The 22,761-nt window shown below is 38.9% G+C and carries 18 protein-coding genes; all 18 read right to left on the reverse strand.

Annotated elements, in window-relative coordinates:
- Window position 1: 1 nt before the first annotated feature.
- The 18 genes from RB297_RS00645 to RB297_RS00730 all read right to left on the reverse strand — a co-directional run bounded on the left by RB297_RS00645 (window position 2) and on the right by RB297_RS00730 (window position 22,439).
- Window positions 2-655, reverse strand: coding sequence for a hypothetical protein (locus RB297_RS00645; RefSeq protein WP_375119455.1), 654 nt, complete (start codon window positions 653-655; stop codon window positions 2-4).
- Window positions 656-1,228, reverse strand: coding sequence for a hypothetical protein (locus RB297_RS00650; RefSeq protein ID WP_375119456.1), 573 nt, complete (start codon window positions 1,226-1,228; stop codon window positions 656-658).
- 26 nt (window positions 1,229-1,254) lie between these two features.
- Window positions 1,255-1,602, reverse strand: a complete 348-nt coding sequence (locus RB297_RS00655; protein ID WP_375119457.1) for a hypothetical protein — start codon at window positions 1,600-1,602, stop codon at window positions 1,255-1,257.
- A 15-nt stretch (window positions 1,603-1,617) separates the two neighbouring features.
- Window positions 1,618-2,235: a hypothetical protein gene (locus RB297_RS00660; protein WP_375119458.1), complete on the reverse strand. Its 618-nt coding sequence runs from the start codon at window positions 2,233-2,235 to the stop codon at window positions 1,618-1,620.
- A gap of 84 nt (window positions 2,236-2,319) precedes the next feature.
- A complete protein-coding gene (locus RB297_RS00665) occupies window positions 2,320-2,862 on the reverse strand; it encodes a hypothetical protein (RefSeq protein ID WP_090910812.1) in 543 nt (180 codons plus the stop codon).
- 13 nt (window positions 2,863-2,875) lie between these two features.
- Window positions 2,876-4,030 (reverse strand): hypothetical protein, encoded by a 1,155-nt coding sequence (locus RB297_RS00670; RefSeq protein WP_375119459.1) that lies wholly within the window; start codon window positions 4,028-4,030, stop codon window positions 2,876-2,878.
- Between the two features lie 15 nt (window positions 4,031-4,045).
- On the reverse strand, window positions 4,046-4,681 hold the full coding sequence (locus tag RB297_RS00675) for a hypothetical protein (RefSeq protein WP_375119460.1): 636 nt from the start codon (window positions 4,679-4,681) through the stop codon (window positions 4,046-4,048).
- A gap of 10 nt (window positions 4,682-4,691) precedes the next feature.
- Window positions 4,692-5,327 (reverse strand): hypothetical protein, encoded by a 636-nt coding sequence (locus tag RB297_RS00680; RefSeq protein ID WP_090910809.1) that lies wholly within the window; start codon window positions 5,325-5,327, stop codon window positions 4,692-4,694.
- A gap of 14 nt (window positions 5,328-5,341) precedes the next feature.
- Complete coding sequence (locus tag RB297_RS00685) at window positions 5,342-5,989, reverse strand: phage tail domain-containing protein (RefSeq protein WP_375119461.1); 648 nt, start codon at window positions 5,987-5,989, stop codon at window positions 5,342-5,344.
- A gap of 217 nt (window positions 5,990-6,206) precedes the next feature.
- The gene (locus RB297_RS00690; protein ID WP_375119462.1) at window positions 6,207-6,320 is read right to left on the reverse strand and encodes a putative holin-like toxin; all 114 of its coding nucleotides are present in this window, start codon (window positions 6,318-6,320) and stop codon (window positions 6,207-6,209) included.
- 120 nt (window positions 6,321-6,440) lie between these two features.
- The gene (locus RB297_RS00695; protein ID WP_375119463.1) at window positions 6,441-6,947 is read right to left on the reverse strand and encodes a PAAR domain-containing protein; all 507 of its coding nucleotides are present in this window, start codon (window positions 6,945-6,947) and stop codon (window positions 6,441-6,443) included.
- A gap of 123 nt (window positions 6,948-7,070) precedes the next feature.
- The gene (locus RB297_RS00700; protein WP_375119464.1) at window positions 7,071-10,616 is read right to left on the reverse strand and encodes a phage tail spike protein; all 3,546 of its coding nucleotides are present in this window, start codon (window positions 10,614-10,616) and stop codon (window positions 7,071-7,073) included.
- Window positions 10,617-10,660: 44 nt separating this feature from the next.
- Window positions 10,661-17,101 (reverse strand): phage tail tape measure protein, encoded by a 6,441-nt coding sequence (locus tag RB297_RS00705; RefSeq protein WP_375119465.1) that lies wholly within the window; start codon window positions 17,099-17,101, stop codon window positions 10,661-10,663.
- Between the two features lie 38 nt (window positions 17,102-17,139).
- Entirely contained in the window at window positions 17,140-17,607 is a 468-nt protein-coding gene (locus tag RB297_RS00710; protein WP_375119466.1) for a hypothetical protein, read from the reverse strand.
- A 140-nt stretch (window positions 17,608-17,747) separates the two neighbouring features.
- Complete coding sequence (locus RB297_RS00715; protein ID WP_090910804.1) at window positions 17,748-18,518, reverse strand: hypothetical protein; 771 nt, start codon at window positions 18,516-18,518, stop codon at window positions 17,748-17,750.
- A 37-nt stretch (window positions 18,519-18,555) separates the two neighbouring features.
- Complete coding sequence (locus tag RB297_RS00720) at window positions 18,556-19,272, reverse strand: hypothetical protein (protein ID WP_375119467.1); 717 nt, start codon at window positions 19,270-19,272, stop codon at window positions 18,556-18,558.
- A gap of 43 nt (window positions 19,273-19,315) precedes the next feature.
- On the reverse strand, window positions 19,316-19,684 hold the full coding sequence (locus RB297_RS00725; RefSeq protein ID WP_375119468.1) for an HU family DNA-binding protein: 369 nt from the start codon (window positions 19,682-19,684) through the stop codon (window positions 19,316-19,318).
- A 145-nt stretch (window positions 19,685-19,829) separates the two neighbouring features.
- A complete protein-coding gene (locus RB297_RS00730) occupies window positions 19,830-22,439 on the reverse strand; it encodes an RNA dependent RNA polymerase (RefSeq protein WP_375119469.1) in 2,610 nt (869 codons plus the stop codon).
- Between the last annotated feature and the right edge of the window lie 322 nt (window positions 22,440-22,761).

Here is a 22,761-nt window from a genome sequence, read left to right on the forward strand (position 1 = left end):
CTTACACCTCCTTATATTCAAATACTGGGCGAAAACCTACAGTAGCATTGGAAAATGATGAGGCGTTCGTTATCCATCTTATACCAATGCTATTAACTCCCCTATAGATTCTCTTTGCACTATCTGTAATTGAAAGAATAGGTGTATCCTGAACCCATGTGTACATTGTGTCATGATGGAAAACATCATTTATTGTTCTCCCTTGCTGAATCTTATCCACACGGAAGTTAGTGATATAACTATCAAATTCATTATTTTCGGGCCATCCGCCAAGGCTCGTGTCGGTTGTTGATCTATTCCCATTGACATCTGCATAAGCAACTCCTCCAGTAAGGGAACGAAAAATTCCACTTACACCATCGAACACTTCAGGTCTTCCTTGTATAACTCTGCTTGATCCATTTAAGGTGTCCCAAGATTGAGTACTTTGAACAATACGATCAGCAACTAGAAGTCCTGTGTATACTTTAACGTAATAAAAAAATCCCGTGTCAAAAGTAGACGCTGGCATCCCAGTGACTGGGAACTCTACACCTTTTTGTTGTCCTGCTCCCCAACTTGAGGTAGATTTGTCATAGTAACCATAGATGTAATCACCAATCTGCATATCTTGAATTCTCGTTCTCAATTGTCCAGTCGTTGCAGGCATTGCCATCTATATCACCTCGATTTTGTTGATGGCCATATATTTTGATTTATTGATTTTCGTGATGAAGAGTTCTCCTGGATTATTCCAATTCATATCCTGTGTACCAACAAGAGGATATTGTGTTTTTAGTTCTAAGATACCCTCGGAACTATTTATAAAAGGATTCGAATATTTATCTGGAATATTAAAATCATCTACGGTAAATGTGGCGTTGGTTTTATGAGCAAACACTTCAATTTTGATTTTTGCATAATGATCGGGAGGGCTTGCGATGCTTCCGTCAACGTAATTTATTTCTTCCCAGGGGGACCAGGAAGTTTGATCGGGAGAGGAGGAGGTAAAGATTTTATAGGAGCCATTTCCTTTAACATTTATGGTTTTGGATACACGTTTAAATGAAGTTATCTTATCTTTTATCCAGATTGGTTCAGAAATCCACGATCCCGAATCAACTAAGACAGAATTTTGATTATCATCCGTAGCAATGTCGATCAACTGCAGGGCGTTATTTTTATATATTAATTTATCAAATTCACCTATTGTTAAATCTATAGGTATGCCGATTTCTTGAGTAGCCATGTTATCTCACCTCATTACAGATGCCATTACGCAAAGTAGTTATCAAAGAACGAACCCGATAAATCTGCAATATCTTTACCATTCGTCATTCTAAGAACAACGACATTATATTTTTGATCCTTGTGGAAGCCCCCCAGCAGCGCTTCAATAGGGAGGGGACTTAAAGAAATTTGACGATTAACTTCCTCAACTAGATCGGAAACGTTGGTTTGATACTCGGTCGTGTATTTGCGTGGAGGTAGGGTAAGCGTATACGATTCAGTGTCTGTAAACACATTCAATACATCGTTTGTACCAAGGATGATATCGATCTCGCCATTAATTGATGTGTTCCCCCAAACTCTTTTATAGTCGTCCACATAAAAGTTATTCATACTCATTTCACCTCTCTATTTAATTTCCCAATTGATAATGCCTGCCATCTCTTTAATCAGAGGAGCCTCAATTTTATCAACGATGAATCCATCTCTTCGAATGATTAGAGAACCATTTAGATCTTGGTCAGCGGAGATTTTAATTTGCAGATAAAGGGCTTCATTGCAAGGAATGGTTAATATATTTTGAAAGTTAATGTTTACTCCTTCGAGCTCCATTTTCTTTTTGTATCCGATATTAAATGACGTTATAGCGTGTTGGAATCGGCCGTTTGCTGCTCTTTTGGTAATAAAATCAGCATCCGATACGGCTTCTTTGTAGGTAATGATGTCGTTATACAAAATGGTTCTTCCTGTAAGGGGATACTCTTGAGTGTCTGTTTTATAAGAAACCATAATCCGATGACCGTTGATCGAGAAGATGCCATTCGCAACATCAAAGTAAACTTGAGAACCCGATCCAATCAAGCCCAATTGAATAAGTTTTTCTCGCTGTATATCATAAAAACTATTGCTTTTATGGGTATCAAAACTGAATTCTGATAGATAGGTGTTGTCATAATAGTCTGCAACCCAAATAAAGGATTGATTGTGTACGGGAGAACGGTTAAACTGCCTATTTCCTAATATCATGAATTACCCTCCATTGTATTGTGAGCATAAAAAATAGACAGGCACGAATGTACCTGTCTAAAACCTAACATATAAAATTATGGATTATACATAACGATACGAAACTCTGACTTTAAACTGCTGTTTACCACTTTTTGCATCCAGAGGAACAGCCGCTTGCAATGTGACAGTTGCGTAATTTCCGGCAGCGTCTGTTGGATCACCATTATTGTTTACTCCAAGAATCTCTTTCGCAGCTGGCGTAAATGGGGTAGGGTATGTTGCTCCCGTATGGTCCTTTGTTGTTTTTCCTGTGGTTCCAATCGGCTTTGAGAAGTCTTTTCCGATGATTGATGTAGGCTGACCCAAATCCGTTTCTTGCAAAGAATCCACCTGTGCATGAAACCAATTGTTTTTCACAACTTCTACTTCGTTACCCACTGTATTTCCTAAACCACCAGACATGTCTCGGGTGGTGATGGTGCAGTCTTCCATGGTGGAGACATCCGTTGCTTCACCTTTGTTATTCCAGATGTTGAAGGTGTACGGTGGACTTAAGTCTCCAGCATCAATAACTCCAAAATCAAAGGGAGCCGTTACTTGCTGTGTGTGAGTACTATTCATCCATGTTATTACCGGTGTAGGCATATATAAATCTCCTTTATATTTTTATTTTGATTTCAATCGTAATTCCTTGAATATTAACGCCTGATTTTATGACGTTAATTCTGAACACATCCCCTTTATCAACCTTTGGCGAAGCGACGGAAACGGTTTTATCATCAAAATTACTCAAAGCACGAAAGTACAAATTGCTGTGTAAAATACTGGTCCAATCGATAATATTCCTGCTTTTTTCAATACCGATCTCAGTCTCAGTATCCCCGTGTACTTTACAAATGGCTTTTATGGATACAATCTCTCCATCAAAATCAAAAGGGACAATAATTTCTTGAACCCCCTGGAAAATATACGAGGGAAGACAGAAAACAATGATTCGATCCTTGAGGTCCACGGGAAAGGATTTCAGTTTGAGGTGTTCCGCAACAGTCATCAATCCGTCTCTAAATTCATTGACGGGTTGGAGATTCTCGCCAAAGATATCAATGGGAATCCAATCACTTCCATCAAAACGATACCGAACACCGTCTTTATAGGTTTGCACAGTCCAACCAACAGAAGGATAGGGATATGTTGCATAAAGTTCTTTCATATCAGCTACGGGTGGTTTAAATACAAGTCTTGTTGTCTCGTAGGCATCGAGCGCCTTGTCTCTTGCACGATCAGCTTCCTCGGCAGCACGATTTGCATTGTCAGTTGATTTTTTCGACTCTTCAATGACAAGTCTTGTTTCACTAATTAACTGTTCGACTCTGCCGATCAGCGATTGATTTTCAGCAAGTTTTCTCTCGATCTCCATGATGTAATCTTGCAAGGTGATGACGACATCTGGATTTCGACTAACCAATGCATAAATTCGGCTAGCAGGATACATAATCAATCCTCGGCCTTTGTAGCGACATAAAAGTGTTCTGCCCTCTAAGGAAGGGTGAATTTGAATCGAGCCAATTGAATAATTAACTAGAAATTCATGAGGCTCGAGTTTTTTACGCTGCTCGAAAATTTCTTGATCGATTTCATTCATTCCTGCAATGAGAACTTTGTCAGCAAGGGAGGGGATTTCTAGAAGGGTAATGAGTCCATTAATGACGGGCAGTGAATCCGAGCGGTCTTTATATGGATCTTCAGGTGTACCATTTCTTGCAATAATCGTAAGGGGATCATTGTACTGTAATTGGGTTATTAAATTGGGCAATTAATCACCTCCATGTTAGATCATTTTGAATTGATATCTTAATCGAATATCCGCTTTTCCTTTTATACGAAGTATATTTTTGCCCAATGGGAAACTTAGATAGTGGTCATTGAAATTGGAGTAACGATAAGTTACGGGGAGAGATGTTTCGATATCTTCTGTTTCATTGTTAACGTAGATCGTCTCATCATGAATGAGATCCGTAAATTTGAATTCATCTAAATTGTGGGTCAAATTTTGGATACTGAAATCGCCATTTTCTTTTTTGGTGATCCATATTTCTGGTTTACAATGAAGATCCCCTTTGTTATCGAACACCAGAACAGGTTCAAATTCAAAGGTGATATGCTTAAATTTCGGGATGATATGATATGAGGTAGAACGTATAAGGACCCGAAACATAAACTTTGCATTGTTTAGATGAGAATCTTCATTAAGGTCTGGAACTTGCCCACCGTTTAGACAATTCCTCCATTCCGACCACTCATAACCATTTTTAGAGACTCTGGTTTGAACCACGATCTGACTTTCCAGGGGTTGTTCCATTTCCCAAGATATTTTACTTAAAACTCCGTCAGCAATTAGGGGCAAAGACTGAGCAGGTGACGTGTACATTCCTTGTAAGTTTATGATTGATAGCCAATTAGCCAATGTATCGCCTCTATTCTATTTTGCCGAAGGGACGAAAGTGGACTGCAGTTCCGCTTTCCTTCCACCTAGCAATGCGATAACTCGCCCAAACTGCGTTTTTATCATAGGTTGTCGCACCATCTACGGTAATCCAATTAGGCTCAACGTCCCCTGATTCACCAGCCTGGATACATACATAGAAACGTCCGTTATCTAGCAGAGGAAACACAATATCATCGACATTGTAGTAATGGTTAGAATTCCATTGGTTAGCGCCGCGAGTATCTTGAACTTCTCCGCCATTGGATACTGGGAAAATGGGTTCAGTCAAACCAGAGTAACCCGTCTGAATACAGGTGTAATAATGTCCGTTATCTTTTTTGGGGACAATATGCGACCCGTTGCTGTATGATTTTAATCTTTCCCATATAGGTGCTGCAGTGCCAGCTCTGATATTTACCCAACCTAAGTACCCACCAATGGATAGCTGGTTGGCATGCAAGATAAGTTTGGAAGGCCAAACGCCTGAAGTGGGAGGAGTGTTAACATAGGTTTTGGAATCATCATCTAATTTTTGAAAGTTCTCTGCCAGTGCGCTAATAGTGTGTTCAATTTCATCGCTATATTCCGGTTTGATTAGCGAAAGTTTAGTTGTTGTCTTAGCCATTTCATACTCCTTTCTTAAGGGTTTAGTTCATACCACTTCATTGGAGAAGGGTAATCAATCCAGCGTGGACGATGTGGGTTTAAGACAAGATATCCGTTTGAGTCCAGAACGATAGATTTTTTTTCACCGAGTGAAAAGTCTGTTACTTTTTGAGTAATAGTTCGGTCGTCCCATTGATATAAACGTGAGGTCATGGTGGGGGAGTATGCAGTAGCACTGTCGCAACGAACGGTCAACGTTATGTAACCTTGCTTTAATCCGTTATGGACTAAAACGGGATCATCTACAAATAAAGCATAGTAAATTTTTTCAGGATCTCGTCCTATTTCATTGGTAAAGTAGAATTCCTGATAATAGTCGTGATCCGTTAGCCATCTAGCGACTTCACGAATTTTTTGGGTATCCCATACATCCTCAAAAGCAAATGAAACCTTAAATTGCAAAGTTTCTTTCTTTATATCTTGAAAATAGGGACGATCTCGACCACGGATGGACACTTCTTGGATTGACCTAGACGCACCTAGGGGTTCTTCTTGCATGCCTGAGCTTATGTTTACGTTGATGATTCCGAAGTCAACTGATTTTTTTCCAGCATATGAGAAGTATAATGAATCGCATATAGTTATTTTTACCACCTCCTTAAATACAAAAAGAACGCCCATCAAAGACGCTCTACAATTTTGTTAACTTTAACCCTTATGGACTTTTGGACTTTCCCGGATTAGCAATGCTTGAAACAGGGTAATATTATGGTACAATATGTATATAATAAAGAGGAGCGAAGATGCGCTAACATCTCCACTCCTTGACAACAGCCGCTTTTAAGGGCGGTAGGCTGTATTGGGATCTGAAATAGGTCGTCACCCTAGCACGGGCGGCCTATTTCTTTTTGCTTTGGTGTAGTGCAATGACAATCGTTGCGACCAACCCGATAAGCGTGACTAGCAGCGAACCGAATTGAATCATTAATGTCAAAGCATCTTTAACCTCCACAGGCATCACCTCCTTTGCAGGAGACTAGCCGACCGCCCATATTAGCCATTCTGTTGTTATGGGTAATTATACCATAATAATAAGAGGCAGCCTATTATAGAACGGCCTCTCTTTTACATATTAATTTACAAATACATTGCTACTGCCCGAGGAAATGGAAGTCGTTGTTCCTAAACCTGTAGTTACACTGGAACCAGCATGGGCCAATGGCTTTCCGTTAACGAACACATTTGAACTACCAACAGTGACTCTACCAGTTCCATTACCTGAGGTTTCAGGTTTTACGTTTCTATATTCACTAGTGGCAGTATTTGAGGGGACAGGTGGACTTGCCACCCAACTATCAGGAACTGTGTCGCCAACTGTTGCAGCAGAACGCCCATTCACATAAACATTCGAACTTGTACTGACAACTCCATTACCTGTAATAAGTGCTCCCGTACTGCCACTGGTGGTGAAAACCCAATCATACTTATCAGGTTCCCAATGAGTACAAGCTCCAGTATCTGGATCAGTACTGGTACAGTACCTATCTTGCACCTTCTTATAGTCCCATATTTCATAAGTAACATGACCGCTTTTTGTAGATTGTGATGTTGCTGATCCGTCAAATGCTACTCCGGGCATTTAGTCCCTCCTTTACATCATGTAAGATTCTAAATCTATTTTCTCGGCAGAATTCTTACTAGTTAAATCAATTGGCTTTTTCCCTTGATCAGACGTTTACTTAATTATCGGCTTTGAGATAGTTTAATTAAGTTTAATTTGCTGACCGTTTATAGTAACAGTCCCTGTAGCCTTAATGTCAATATTCCCTTGAACATCCATATTTACACCGGTAGGCGATACTTCGAAAATCGTTCCATTAGTGAGACCTATTTTGTAAGTCCCACCGTCTACTATGAAGTTAAAGTCTTTACTTTTTGCATTAAATTTTCCTGCCTCTGAGACAACTGTGATTTCGTCATCTCTTAACCTCATGCTTCTTTCACGCCCATAATTTGAAGAGAAGTAAAGCATATCATAAGAGCCGTTAGGCTTTGACAAGAATCCTCTGCCTGACATATTCTTTCCAGTCATACTAGGATCAATTGGATTGTTCGAATCGAATTTTTTCATGCCATCGCCTTCACCAGACATGGTTACAGGAAATGCACTACTACCGCTTCCGATAAATGTTTTATCTTCCTTAATCTTTTCATCCATATCATAAACCAACACAGGCCATGCCGTAGGTTCAACGCTCATTAGCCCTGTTTGTTCTGCAGAGACCCAATATAAAGGACGACTATCGGGGAGTTTTTTGTGTATTCCGCTTCCAGGCTTCACTTTACCTGTAATGAACTTTATACTATTTCCCTCGATCCGAATATAGTCTGACCAGTCATCAAGTGCCGTCTTCGTTAAAGTAGATAGTTTGCCAGCAGTAAGGTTTGAGATGATACCGTCTTGTACAGAAAGCATATTTGCCGCAAGAAGCTCAGCGTCAATAGCTCCAATTCCTCGAACATCCATACCGTTAAAATCAACGTATCCATCTTGGGTATTGATAAAGAATTGTCCATTGGGCCCTTTCATAAGCAATTTACCATCCATAGTGATATAAATGGATGCATCAATTGGATCTTCTGCATTTAATCCAGCCCAAAATCCAATGCGAGGGAACATCTTCATTACTCCACCAGCATCACGCAGAGTGAGAGAAGAACCTTCAATAGCACCGTTTATAAACTTTGAGTTTTGAATGTAAGCGTTAGTAGCCCACAACGATTCTAACCATGCTTCGCCTTTATAATTAACACGGAAAGGCGCTAATGCCCATGTTTCCGAGCCCAATCCCAGACCATTTTGATCTACTATCATTACCTCATTGTTATCACCTGTTCTTAGGCGCAGGTTCCCATCCTGAGATAGTCCAAAGACGTTGGAAGTGATACCATTTCGGATTTTATCGATGTAAAAACCTCTGTCATTATTCATTCCTGTTACATTGGTAATAGTTTTATTACTGCAGTCAGGGGAGGCATATCGATTTACATACATACCAAATATGTCTGGTCTTTCAGAGAGAAGACCAAGTTTCAAAACTTCACGCTCACATCGATCCTGAATGGTTAGTTTTGGTCCCTCGATAGTAAATATGCCGTCATCGTCACCAATCACAACTCTTGAACCAAGGATAATCTTCCCTAATACCATTTCTGCAATTACTCCATCTGCGGAAATTGCGGTCTCGTACCGGAGTCCACCTGAGCGAGTTAAACCCAATACACCATGTGTAGCTCTCAAAAATCGGAGGGGGTCATTGGGATCAATAATCGTAATGCCTTTTCGGTCAATCGTAACGAATTCATTCGATGCCATATTAATGTCGTTCGTCACTTTGTTCCAAAAGTTATCAAACAGTTTGCTCATCTCTGAGGTATCGACGACCGCCTTACTCCATTTGGTCTTATTGAGATCGACTACAACAGCTGTATTTTTGGCATCATTAAGGAATTTCTCGATTCGGGTGGATTCATCATTCACGCTTTTGGCGTTGGAAAGAGTCAGATTGATGTTGGAATTTTCGTAGTTGTAAGCAATCTCAGTTATTCTAGCTGTTACATAAGTGTTCGTAGGCTCATATTTGATGTTGACGAAGTCACCAAGCTGAAGTTTATTCCAATTTCGTTGTTCTTCCACAATTTCGAGAAAATTGACGATATCGATATCTATGGATAATTGAGGCTGCTGTAACTCTTTGAACTTTTCTAACGCTGCTTGATATAGGTCTTGTTCATCTACGTAGGTATCATCGTTAAACTCTCGCTCAATAACATAATAATTCAGCTCCTGAAGCTGTTCCGGAGTAAAATTATTCTCGGCAGTAAGCCTCGTTTGAAGAATATCGATTTCATTGTTAATCTGTTGGATTGTAGCGGTAATAGAACTAATCTCAAGCTCCTTTAGTTTCACCTGATTTTCTTTATGATCCAGGCTATATCGATCAACAATAGCAGCATCATTATTGTTAGTATTGAATTCTCCAAGACTGATGTTAACTAACTGTATAAAAACACCTGTACTCCCACCGTTAATTGCTACTTGCGTGCTCGATTGATCTTTAATCTTCCCGAGAAGCACCCACTGATTAGAAATTGTAGACCTTGTTTGTCCATCAAGACTCACGGACACACCGGCTGTGTTATCCACTTTGATCATGACTGCATAAGCATAGGTTTGATTAATGACAAAGGATCTCTGACTCGAACCTTGATGTCCATACTTCTCGAAAAACATCTTGCCATCGAATTGAAGCGAAATCATGGTGCTGGTCACGTTAGCTTCATCTCGCTTTAGACGATCAAGATCACCTTCTAGCTGAATTAATTGATTCTGAAGCTTTTGACGCTCCGTATAATGGGTGTTGAACAATCCCGAATGAGCTTCAACGAGTTCTTGGTAGTCGAGCAGGGCATGACACAACGAATCACTCATATGATGGCTGGAGGATAGAATATTGCGCTGAGCATCTCTTTCGAAAGGGTACATAAAATAACCGAAGTTCTCGATATAGTTCTGACCGGTAGGGTTAACTTTCTGAATACCTAATCCTTCACTGCCGTTGGCCGTTAGTCGGGTAACCATCTCATCAGTTTGTATAGTCTTGCCTAAGCTGTTTAAGTACTTGCCATAAGAAAAGGTTAGCCCTCGATTTAACCCTGTTAATTCAGGTTTTGTCAGGCTTAGTTCCCGTTTATCCGTATCAAAATGTACAATTGCGTTATAAGTTTCAGCGACAGAAAAGATGGCATCAAGCACATTAGTGGAGGGGAAATCAAAAGTTCTGTAGGTCAATTCGAAATCTGCATCGATATAAGCAGGTGTCCAGGTCGTGTTAGCTGTCAGATCGTTTAATATTTGCCTTGCGTGAATAGACTCGCCTAAATACATTCGAATGGCCTTATCTGTTAACTCATGTGCTAAGGACACGCAACGAATGGTTTTTGAAGTTTCTGAATCGCTGGCGTTATCATTTATCTCTTTGATGATGAACCAATCCGTTTGTCGAGCTGTAACCACCTTTAATAAGTATCGTTCTTTAAGATTATTAATATTTTTATTTTTGATTAGTTTATGGTTAACATCTAGTTGATATGGAACTGTAAGATCGAGTTCATCGATATCATTTAATTTATTGGTTCGACTTACATTGTATGCTTCACTCAGTTTACCTATAATCTCGCGATTGGGTTTAGCGATGAAATATTGAGGTTTGACTGGTTTCAAATTATAATCGATTTCACCTAACAAGGAATACACTCCTTTCTTTGGAGAAGAGGGGAGAAGCATTAAATTTATATCGTCCGGTGCTTAAGCTTAGTATGAAGGGCAGTTTCAAATTTCTGCAGAAGGCTTGTACCCGTATCTTGGTTGTCAGCATGTATGGATACATTGTCAATTCTGATACTGTTGTCTGTTACGGTTGAGGTAGAGCTTGCTTTGAAGGTATCATGATTAAAGCTTCCTTTAATGGAATCAATAATCTTTCTAGTAAAGCCAACAATTTTAAGGAGATTGGAAGTATCTGATTTATTTAGTATCAATTCTTTTTCATGAGCAAGGAGGAACTTGCCTTCCGAGCCCCAGGCAGGGGTCATGCCGCCAGAAGCTGCATTGAATATTGATGAGCCGGTAAATCCCTTTAATTCTTCATAAGAACCGTCTTTAAATTTATAAGTGTTCCGGTACTTTTGGTTCTCCTCACTTAACTCTTTAATCCGATTGGATATTTTTTCATAGTCGGGGGAACCTTTTTTATACTTCATTCTTTCTCTCTGATGTTCTTCAGCCAGTTTTTTGTTGCCAAGATAATTTGACCAAGCTTTAGCTACGTCTGGTGTGATTGTAGAATCCGCTGCATGTCCATTGGTACCGCCTGTAGTGCCACCGTTATTACCGTAATGATCGAGAGTACCATTACTTTGGTTGAAGCTATCTCTTATGTTGTTATATTCTTGCTGCGTGATGGTTTTATGGTTAATCAAGGCTTGCTCGAGCTCAGCATATAATTGCGTGTAAAATAGCTTTATTTCCTCTGTCGTTGCTTTGACAACAGCTTTGTCTTCACTAAGAAGTCCTTGCTTAATCCGGTAAAAATTCTTCTCATCGTTAAGCATGGAATTATATTTCCATTCAATATCTTTTTTCTCTTGTTCGTTTTTCTCACGTGATTCTTCGTATTGATCGTCTTCATGGGTCCGCACCTGATCCAGATATTCCTTGCGATCATCCAACAAATCTTGGAGAGTTTGCTTTGACGTTTCCCGATCCCGTTGTAATTTAAATTCGTCGATTTCCTCATTTTTGGCATCCAGTTGCCCCTGTAAATCCTTACGTTTCGCCTTAGCTTCCATTGAATTGTCGAGCTGCAGAACGTTTATTTTATCGATAATTTCTTGTCTTTCTTTGAGTTTCTTGGCTAATTCCTTATCGTAATCGTCCGAGGCGTTCTGTCGATCCATAGCCTTCAACTGGGCATTAATATACTTTTCAAACGTTTTATATTCATCATCAAGATGTTTAATCGCTTCTTTATGGCGTTCGTCCTCAGCCTTCATCTTTTCGTCAATAGCGGAAAGTTCAAGCTCCTTTTGCTTATTGATGGCCTTCTTGTAATCCTCGATGATTCCATCGGCAATTTCCATTCGGATCGATCTTTCGTCTTGCATCAGTGAACGATTATTCTCTTTAGCCTCTACTAACAATTGGTTATATTCTTTTCGCTTAGCAATGCTAATATCCGTTCTTTTCGTTTGAGCTTCCAGATAGGCAATCTCGGCTTGATTCAGCCTGATTTTGTCTTGTATGAGCGGGATTTGTTTCATTAATTCTTGCGTATATTCTGGGGTGCCTTTTTCTAAATTACGAAGGTTATCCTGAATGATCTTGATCTCAGCATCTTTATCCCTAATTTTATCGGAATATTCTTCAAGCTGGCTTTCTATGATATCACCTTTAATGTCATCTATCTCGACTTGGACCGAAAGTTTGTGTCCTTCAAGCAATTCCAATCTTTCTTTAAGAGCAGCGACATCTTTGGGGAGAAGCTTTGTATTTTGTAACTTTTCATTAATGGTTTGGATCTCGGCTTCATTTTGTTTGTTAATTTCTTGCTTCAACGTTAGTTGATCTTCAAGTTCTTTGCGATATGCAGGAGATGCGGAGTCTAAAAAGGAACTCCTCGTTTCAGATGCCTCGATCTTTAGTGAGGCTTGTTTCCGTTTTTGCTCATATTGATCAAGGCTGCTGACTAGAACGGCGTAACGTTTTTCTTGAATCTCCGTTTCAATTTTTTCTATCTCGAGATTGTTTTGATCGATTTGTTGTTGGAATTCCCCGCCTGTAATCTTCTTTTGTTTTACTAGTCTGGAGGTCTTCTCATTTTGATTAAATAATTCCTTCTGTCTTTGTTCCATATAGCTTATTTGGGACATTTCTTCTTTTCGCCATTCTGTTGAGAGGTTATCATGTGTGGATTGTTTATTCTTAGACTTAGCGATATTATTATCGATCTTTTCTAATCGGTTGTCTGATTCTACAATTGTACTTTGAATGAACTCCACTCTCAATTTATAGATTTCGGAATCTTTCTCTTTAGATTTGGCTTGAAGTTCAGATACATCGTCCGAAGAGTCTTGGGTTGCAGTAACATGATTAGTATTGGTGTTATATTCATTAAATGCTTTCAGTACCTTAGGAGCATAGGCTTTAGTTTCTTTGAAAGGGATGTTGTTGATTTGTCCGCTCTTTATCCACTTATCAACGTTTCCTTCTCCAGCATTGTACGCATATAGAGCTAGCTCGACATCGCCTTTATATTTGTTCAAAAGTCGAGCAAAATGCCTTGTGCCGCCTTCTATGTTTTGTGCAGGATCATAGCTGTTATTAACACCGAGGGATTTTGCAGTGGCTGGCATAAGCTGCATTAATCCTTGTGCACCAGCTGCTGATCTGGCAGTTGGATTAAATGAGCTTTCAGTTTTTATAATTGCTGCTATCAGATTAGGATTTACGAGATATTGTTCAGCATACTTATTAATTTGATCATAATATTTCGTTTGTGTTAAAGAATTAGTTTTTGTGGTAGATTTAGTGTTCTTAGTTGATTTTTCTGATTTTTGAGCACTAACAATCGACTCATCAATGATCTCTTTTTGTCTTTCCAACAGTGAGATTTCTTCCATTAATGACTTTCGATATTCTTTTGATCCTTTATTGTACTTACTTCGTTCGGAATGCAGCAGATTTATGCTGCTCTGTATTTTTTGTATCTTTACATTGGTTGTTTCGAGTAGGGTTTTTGTTTCTTTGAATGTATTATTTGACTCATTCGTACTTTTATTTGTTTTTTCGGTTGATGTCCCAACATTATCTAGTGAGCTCGATAATATTCCCAATTCCTTGGATAGAAGATAATATTGCTCTACAAAATCAAGAGCTTTCGTTCTCTGTTTTTTATTGTAATTGTTCAGATCTTCAACGCTATCGTTTCTACCTAGACTATCTGGACTTATGTCTTGCCAATTCGAAGGTTTATGGTCATTGATGGTTGCTCTTGCCTCTTCCAATCCAGCAAGCGTATCTAGTGCTGAGAACTCAACTCCCCAACTTTTCAGTTTATCCATCAACACACTATTTTGATCAGCGAGGTCTTGTTTACGAGCCGCAGCAATTTCTTTGAAGGCTTGAATTTCAGTATTTCTCTTTTCATTAACTAGTTTGGTATTCAGTTTAATATGCCCATTTTCAATTTCGAAGAGATCAATTAACGACCTGTCCTTCTTAATTAATTCCTCTACTTCTTTGGCATTTAACCCAGTCTCAGATGAATTATCTGCCAATAACTTGTTGTAAACTGATACTTTATCTGCTGCTGATTCATATTTTTGATTGATTTCTTCCATCGAAGCTGAAAACTTATCATTATATGTTTGGCTTTTGAATTGATCCAATAATTGCGAAACATCTATCAATTCGCCAGCAACATTATTGAGTAGGGGGGCAAGTTCAGAAACATTGCCTGTCTCAAACATTTTTGATAAGTCTATTTTGTTTGTGTCTATTTGTTTAGCAAGCTCTTTTGATAGATTCTCATATTGTAGTATTATTTTTTTATAATTATCTTTATTAATTGAGTTTGCATTTTTAGTTAGGAAAGCATCAGAGAATTTATTCATAAACAACTCAGTCGTTTTATCTGTATTCCCCAAGTTGTAAAGTGCAACTTCGTTGGCTGCGTTAAATATTGTCTTAAAATTTTCTAACTCTGATTCAATTTTTTGATTCTCTGAAGCTATTTCAGCTGATGTACTTTTAAGAGAGGTTCTTACTCTTGATAAAGTCTCATCAATTTTATCTTCTCTTAGAATATTATCTACCCAACCTGGATCTGGAATTGAATCATGTTTTGAGAATATTGATTGAACTTTGTCTTTAAGTTCCGCTATACGATCGTCATATTCACTCGAGTCATCAAGTTCTTTAAGACTAAATGATAATATTATAGGTAGAGCTTCTGCCTGAGCTGAAAATTCATTGAATTTCGGTTCTTTTTTATTGATTTCTTTTCGGCTACTTTCAATATTATCAATTGGTTCAATTAATGATTCAAAACCACCATCGACAAGATTTTGCTTTCTCTCGGCATTTAATCTACGTTCTTTTTCAATTAATTCATCAATTTCTTGTGCTGTTTTATATACTGCCTCGCCCTCGGAAGTATAATAAGATACGATTTCGGGCATTATTCCCGCCATTTGCTGGCGAATAGATAATAACTCTTCTTGCGATTTGTTCCCCGCTTTATATTGTTCGTTTAGACCCTGAAGCTGTGTTATGTTTTGAGTTGATTCCTCAATGTTTTGTTTAAGATTATCAAATTCCTCAGAACTTTTGGAAGCGCTATTGCTAATTTGATTAAAAATTGAGTAAATGAGTGAACCCACAGACATTAATACACCAAAGATTCCGAGTGCTCTCTGCATACCTGTAAGAGCAACGGCAGTTGTATTGGCAGCAACTCCGGTGGTCTCGATCGCTTTCCGTACACCAAACAGGGCCAGAATAGCCTGTCCCGCACCTGATATTAAATCTCCGATGGCTTTATGCCTAAAAGTTATTAGAAGTCCAGTGACCAATACGGTCGTATTCCCCAAGTTATCTAGGAATTTAATTAACCCAGTACCAGCATCCACGACGCCTTTTAAGAAGTCTGAAGATAAACTGTTGCTCCAAAAAGAGTTGGCCGCATTCGTGAAGGCAGCAATTCGGCCTTGTAACGAGTCCAGATAAATTTCATTTTCACGGGCTGCGCTTCCGAAGGAATGAAGTCCGGCTTGTAAAGCCCCTTGTGCATTTTGCCAATTGGAAAGGATGCTTGCAGCAACGGCTTGTTGATCTCCGCCAATAAGTTGCGTGACATCTAACTGCTCAGCAGAGGAGAGTTGATTCCAAACCGAGGATAGCTCCTGAAAAATCTCATATGTACTTTTATAGGTGTTGTCGCTTTTTTTTAGTGTGAGGCCCATAGAAGCAAACTTCGATTCGATTGAAGGGAGGATTTCCGTCAGTCCTTCACCGTCTTCGCCAATTCCTCGTAAACGTTTCGAGATGGTATCCAACCCTTCGCCAATCTTCCCTGAATCCTGAATAGAAGTGTTCGCGGCTGTTATCATGGCTACGGATTCTTCTATCGTGTTACCGGCCGCGTTCAGACTCGTAGCTGAGCTGTTCATGGCTTCACTGATACCTTGAGAGGTGATGCCGAATCTGTTTCCTACTTCATTATAGATATCAACGATGTTCGCTACGTTCTTTCCTTCATTATCGACCTCAATCCCGAAACCTTTGATTGTAGACAGAAGAGCTTTGGAAGCTTGCTCAACTGAGTCAAAGTCCCCGACATTTTGCAGCACCAGTGTTTGTTTAGCAAGAGCCTTAGACTGATTAATAGAATATCCTAAATTCGCCCATTCCGTGGCTGAATTGATGACATTTACAGTTAGACCGCCGATTTCGTTCGCCACGGCATTAGCATCTCCAAGGAAATTTTGAATTTCAATGGATGAAGCATTCGTAGCTCTGGTTAGATTCGACATGGCGGTATCCAGCTCATTAACATACTTGGCACCACTTTGTAACAGTTGTAAGGGAATTCTAAGAGCTTCCGTCGCAATATTCCAATTTTCCATTCTCCTCACTAGCGACGGTCCTGTGTTTTGGACTACTCCACCTTGATTATTTGGGTTACTGGCTGAAGATTGACCCGGAACTGAGCCATGATTTGCAGATGTGGTAGCTAAGGTTCTTCGGGTAGCTGCTAATATTTGAGTTTGTTTATTGAGTCCCTGAATTGTTCGTTTTTGCTTCTCATATTGTGTAGTTTCGGATTGCAAAGCATTTTTATTCGATTCACGTGCCATTATTGATTTTTGGATCAATTCATTTTGAGAATGCATATTTCTATTGATGCTTCCCAGAACCGTTTTAAGACGCTTATATGCAGATACATTGTTTGAGATTGCTTTGTTTTGCGAGAGCAGTACTGCATTAAGTTTGTCAGTTGCAGTCGTAATACTTCTTATTGTTTTTACTTTAGCGTTATCGAGCGCTATGTCGATTTGCAATTTTCTTAAGTTTGGATTGGTGGATAGCGCTAAGATTTGCTTGTTAATATCTTTTATTGACTGGTTCATATCCAGGCGTGCTGAAATAAAAATCTTCAAATCATCGGCCATAAATCCATGTTCACTTCCTTCGTTAAAATAAAAATCGATTATGCAAGGGAGGAGGCTAGGGCTAACTCGCCAAGAATTTCTCCTAGGTTCTGGTTTGTTGATTTGAATTTATCTTCTATCTTCCGTAGCTCCTCTGGAATAAAGGAGTCGAATACTTCATTCATGATCCCGGTATCGAGTAGAACGTATGAGACCCTGATGTGATCTTCTATCGATTTGCATTGTGGATAAGGAATGTTGGTGAATTCCTTGATAATGAGACTGTTCAATAATCCGATCGTTCCTGCAATAAGCATGTCATTCAAATCCGATCGGTTTTTCAACTCTTGCAAAAGAGCGAGATACTGGATGACTACAGCTTCTACATGAGATTCACGAAAAACCTGCTGAATATTGACCTCGTACGTGTCATTCAGAATAGAGATGGTTTTATTCGTGTTCAACTCGCCCTCAAGTTTCTTTAACGCCTGTGCCGTTAGTTTTTTAGTTGGCTTTTTTGCTGTCATGTTATGATTCTCCCTTAAGGTTCATTTTTGGTGTCTGTTAAGACACTTGGTACAGTGTTCTTGTTCGAAGAAGACTCTATGAAATGTCTTATAAATAGGGAAGAGACAAGGCGTAAGCCCTATCTCCTTCCAGTAACGGATTAGTCTTCGTAAATTACCATATCAATGATGGTATCCACATCTTCAATTTTCTTAGGGAAGAGGTCGAATACCAGGCTCAGAGAGCTAGGATCGCCTGTTGCCGACATACTGATTGTAAAGTTCGGATCAATTTTAGCCTTGTGATATACGATTTGTGCACCAACAATTTCACCGGTTACTTCGTCGGTGTAGGAAGTATCTCCAACCATATAGACATATTTAGGGAATCCAGTAGCTGTAAAGGAGAGCGTATTCGCCTCTGCTGCTTCAAATTGGTAGTAAACCTCAACTTCATCACCAACAGCTACGGTTGCAGAAGCATCGAGTTCTACGACATTCCCGGTGATCGAAGCAATCGTTTGGGCAGCATCCGTGCTAATTCCATTGATATATGGATGGACGCTGACTTCATTAACGGTTCCAACCGGTGGCTTGGATAGCGTCACTTGTTTTGTACCAGTACCATTGTCTTGAACGGTAATCACTTCTGTTTTGTAGATGTTTTGTTTACCTTTACGGATTTCCTCGCCTGCCAGCATCGCAAGATGCTGCATGGAGAAGAGTTGGGTTTCCATGGTTAATTTTGCCGTTTTCTCACCATCCCAGGCGATACGACGTGCGCCGGCACCCATCGCATAAACTCGAGAAGAGGTCATTTCTTGGGAAGCTGTATTTGCGTAGTCAAACGTCATAATCGGCTTTTTTGTAGTGTAATCGAAGATTTGAAGTTTAAGAATATCACGGGAACCGTATTTACCAAGGTTTAGCATAGTTATTTCCTCCTAAGGATCATAAATAGATTTTTTATTAGAATTTTGTTCTTACTAACCATTCAGGTAGCTGGGAGTTTTCCTTGAGATAGCCGTTAGCCCAGACGGGCAGCAGCCTGTTATGGTTTTCCTTTAAGTTAATTCGTTCAAAATGCTCATACATCTGATAGACGGTGAGATTGGATGCATTGAATACATGAATGCCGTTACCTTCTGCGCAGCAAATAATGGAGAGGATATCTTTGATATCCAACCCCGTATTTTTAGCGTTTTTTGTTTTAAGGGCATTCATTTTCTCAAATAATTCTTTAGCCTTATTATTCTTGAACTTTGCAGGGGATTCTTTCGAATCCTTTAAACCATTCAGTTCTTTAATAACGTTGTACATTTCCATGTAATTGTCTGAGTTAACCAGAACTTTGTCACCTAAATTAAAGGTTTTAGCAACCGGATGATAAGAAACGTTATCTTTGACAAAGAAGGAGTAGGCTTTCGATATGTACTTAGGAATCGAAGGATGGCTTGTAAGCAAGTCGTAAGGATCTTCATCCATAAGCCTGATGATATCCGTTTCAGAAAGACCAAATAAGTTAACCAGAATGGTTCGGGTATTGAATGAACAGAGGGTCATATGTATGGAATATTCAATTTCTCCGATGTCCGCTATTTCTGAAAGGGTAGGGGAGTAAACAGGAATATCAGCATTGAACAGATGAGGTTTACCAAGAAATGCTCTTAAGCGATCGATAATCATAATTCCTCGAAGTATATATTTATTTTATTGCAAAAAATAATCACTATAGAACAGCGCTTTTCAGTTTTTGAGCTGGTCTAAACACAGGGACGTTGGCAGCTGGAATGTCCATGATTTCTCCAGTCTGTGGATTACGGACTTTTCGGGTGGTCCTTGTTTTTACAATGAACTTTCCAAATGAAGAAATATTTACTTCCTCACCATAGTACAGAGCATTTGTAATCTCATTAAAGACACCATTTACGATGTCTTCAATGTCTTTTTTGGGATATTCGGTATGGGACGCTACGGCTTGAATCAGATCCTTTTTGTTCAAATTAGGCTCAGCCTCCTTTCGTAAACGATGATATGGAATATATGAATAAAGGGAAAGCGAGTGAACTGAAATCAGAATCAAATCGAATTCAGTCATTCACCTGCTCTCCCTTAAATACGATTAGGAAAATGAGGACAAATCGTTAAATCCCTTGTAGTACGGGGGAACATTACAATTTCCAAAATTTATTTTGCGGAGATGCACGGTTCAATAAGCCAATGTCCATACGGGTTTGTTGATATTATTTTATTTCGCTAGTGTTATTATATTTATTTTTATATTTGTGCCATGCGATTCTTTTACGTTCCTTTTCCTTCTCCAATGAACAGGCATCGCAGTAGGTCTTTCGGTGATGGGTTGATTTTATTCTTATACCACAGCTATCGCAAAGTATGGATGCATCAGTATATGTAGTGATCATATTGTTTTTCAAATTTTGAACCAGGATGTCTCCAAAACTTGACCATAATGTAGTTTTGTAGCTGCTGTTCTTGTGCTGGTATAAATATTCAACAAGCATATCGACCAGTTCTTTTGGATTATTGTTTAGTGCCATAAGCTGCTCTCGAATATCTAAATAGACATACAGATTTTCAGCAGAGTCATAATGATCCAGGGTGCCCAGTTCCATGAATCTTTTTTGCAAGTCCAGTTCCGTGTATTTTCTAATGATTTCTTCATTTAAAGGAATGATTTGATCTTTATTATGTAGCAGCATTCTATAATCGAAACTGCCTAGATTGAGTGCTTTGAATTGGAGTCTTGGGTTAGGGATATACTCAGCGAGCCTGTTCATTGTGCTTTTGTTTACGCCTTCAACATGATGGGGCAATTTATCTTTGGCAAACCTGAAGAAGTGAGGGACCTTTGATGCAGTGTAAGCCGTAATTAACTCTTTTTTGATTTTCGGTCTTTCAGGTTTGTAGAGTGTCTTTGCATAATCGATTGTAAAATTATTTTCCATACATAATAGTTTGATTACATCAAGATTGATAGTTTCACTGTTCCAAATTTTGGATATATCATTACTTATAACTCCGATGTTTCCTCCAGAATAAGCATCTGTAAGGCCGCGGTAGATATTCTGATTGTTGATGATTTCTGCACTCGCATTAGCCATTCTATAGTATAAAGGATAGATATCGTTCATATTACGCTGGGCAACTTTAACCAAGGTTTTATCGTTGCACACGAGGCTTTTGTCACCATCAACATCAAACATCAGCAACTTGCTGATGGGATCATGACAGCTTGTATATAGGTTATTGGTAGTGAACCAACGTCGAAGCTCTTTATTGTTGATGTTTTTTCTGATAGCATGCTCTCGATATAGATGAGGGCTTCTTAAGCAATCCAGAGTTTCTTCATCATCGTAAAGAGAGCAGAAGACCTCGCCATCATCTAATAAGCCTTTTGGATTCTTGTCGCCCAGAAATAAATATTCGCAAAAGGCATAGAGGTCTGGGCTAATAAAAGTATACTTTCCACTGATGTCCATTTTGCCGGCTCGTGCATTTTTGACAATACTCTTCTTGACCTGTTTCAATATTTCTCGACTATAGGTGTCGTTCAGAAGTTCGGGATAAATCTCCAGGGCTTGCTGGAAGTAATTTTTGTTCTGGTTAGCACCGGTAACACCCAGAATCTTCAGCATGGTCTTTCGATCCGAGCCGATATTCATAATTTTCTCTCTGGTTCTGCTGCTCAATTCCATCAATTCATCATCTGAAAAGTCAGTGAGGGTCTGCAATATTTGATAATTGGATTTACCGTTTACAATCTGTTCCTCTTCCTCGTTACATTTACTGGCATGACAATGATGCTGAAGATAATGATGTTTGTACTCATCCCATGATGTATAATATTTCCACATTTTGAACTGGCTTCTTGTAAAAATAATGTGAATATCGTCTTTTAAAATATCGTATTGTTTCCCGTAGATATCGGTCACAATCCCGCACTTTTCTCCTTTTTTATTGGCTTCGCGAACAAATTTATCGAAAGGGAAAGGGACCAGGAGGCCTTTTACCCATGGCAGTCTGATCATCATGCTTTTTTTGCTGATTTTGGGCAGGATCATACCACAGCCGTCCGTATGTTCAATGGGGATATCCATCTCTTGTCTTGTGATTTCATACGTTTGGTCATCAATAAAATCAACTGTGCTCCGGAGTGTTGTTTCCATGTCATCAACTACGATGGCCTTGTTTATGTCAAAATCATGCCATTCATCTGTCGCGCTGTTACACAGCGCCAGATACGCTAAGTATTTATTGATATTAACGCCACCCTGGAGGTTTATTTTATCAGTAGTTAACCCACACATTAAAGACTCACGGTATTGATTATATATAGATTCCTTAATGAAGAGTGTTTTCTTCGTACGTATTTGTCCTGCACTAGCTGTGAAGCATATGTATTTATGGCCGTTATACATATAGCCCTCGTAAATTAGACTTCTTAAAATTTCAAAATAATACGTCTGGACAACCATGATATCTTCTGAAAGCAAGTTTTGTTGCATTGTTAAAGTGCGAGTTAAAGTCGACTCAAATACAGAGATTATGTTTTTTTTGTTAGTCAATACTTCGGGCCTTAGCTGCCTTATTTCTTGATGACTTGTCATGAGACTTTTTAATAGTTCTTTAAGTTGATTGATCTTTGTGTTTACTTTGGATAGAAGAAGTGTAACTTTATTTTGATACTCGCTTTCTCCGATGCATTGTGACTTCATCCTAATGAGTATTTTCCTTAATCGATAACGTTTGTTAAGTCTACGATGTATTTTGAATTCCTGGTCTGTATAAAACGAACTAGTGTCCACACTATAAATAAAAACTTGTGTATCCATCAAATATTCCCCCCTAGATCTATGTAATCAAAATTTATTATATCATCGTTATTATATTTATGTTAATATATCTTCGGAATGATCCATATATTTATAATTTAGATTGTGAACAGATGAAACGTAGATACAGTTACAGAAGCTTGTTGTTTTTTCCCCTGATCAAAAGCTTGAGGTATGGAAGGAAACGAATATTACATCTCAGAAAGCACATTTGCTTGACTATTTCCTGACCCATGGATATAGAATATTTGATGCAGAGTTCAACCAGGTGATCAAATCAACTACCCCATATCCATACATGGAAATTCAACATATGTATTAA

The sequence above is a fragment of the Paenibacillus sp. CR_12 genome (assembly GCF_041953985.1).
Classification (GTDB): Bacteria; Bacillota; Bacilli; order Paenibacillales; family Paenibacillaceae; genus Paenibacillus_AQ; species Paenibacillus_AQ lautus_A.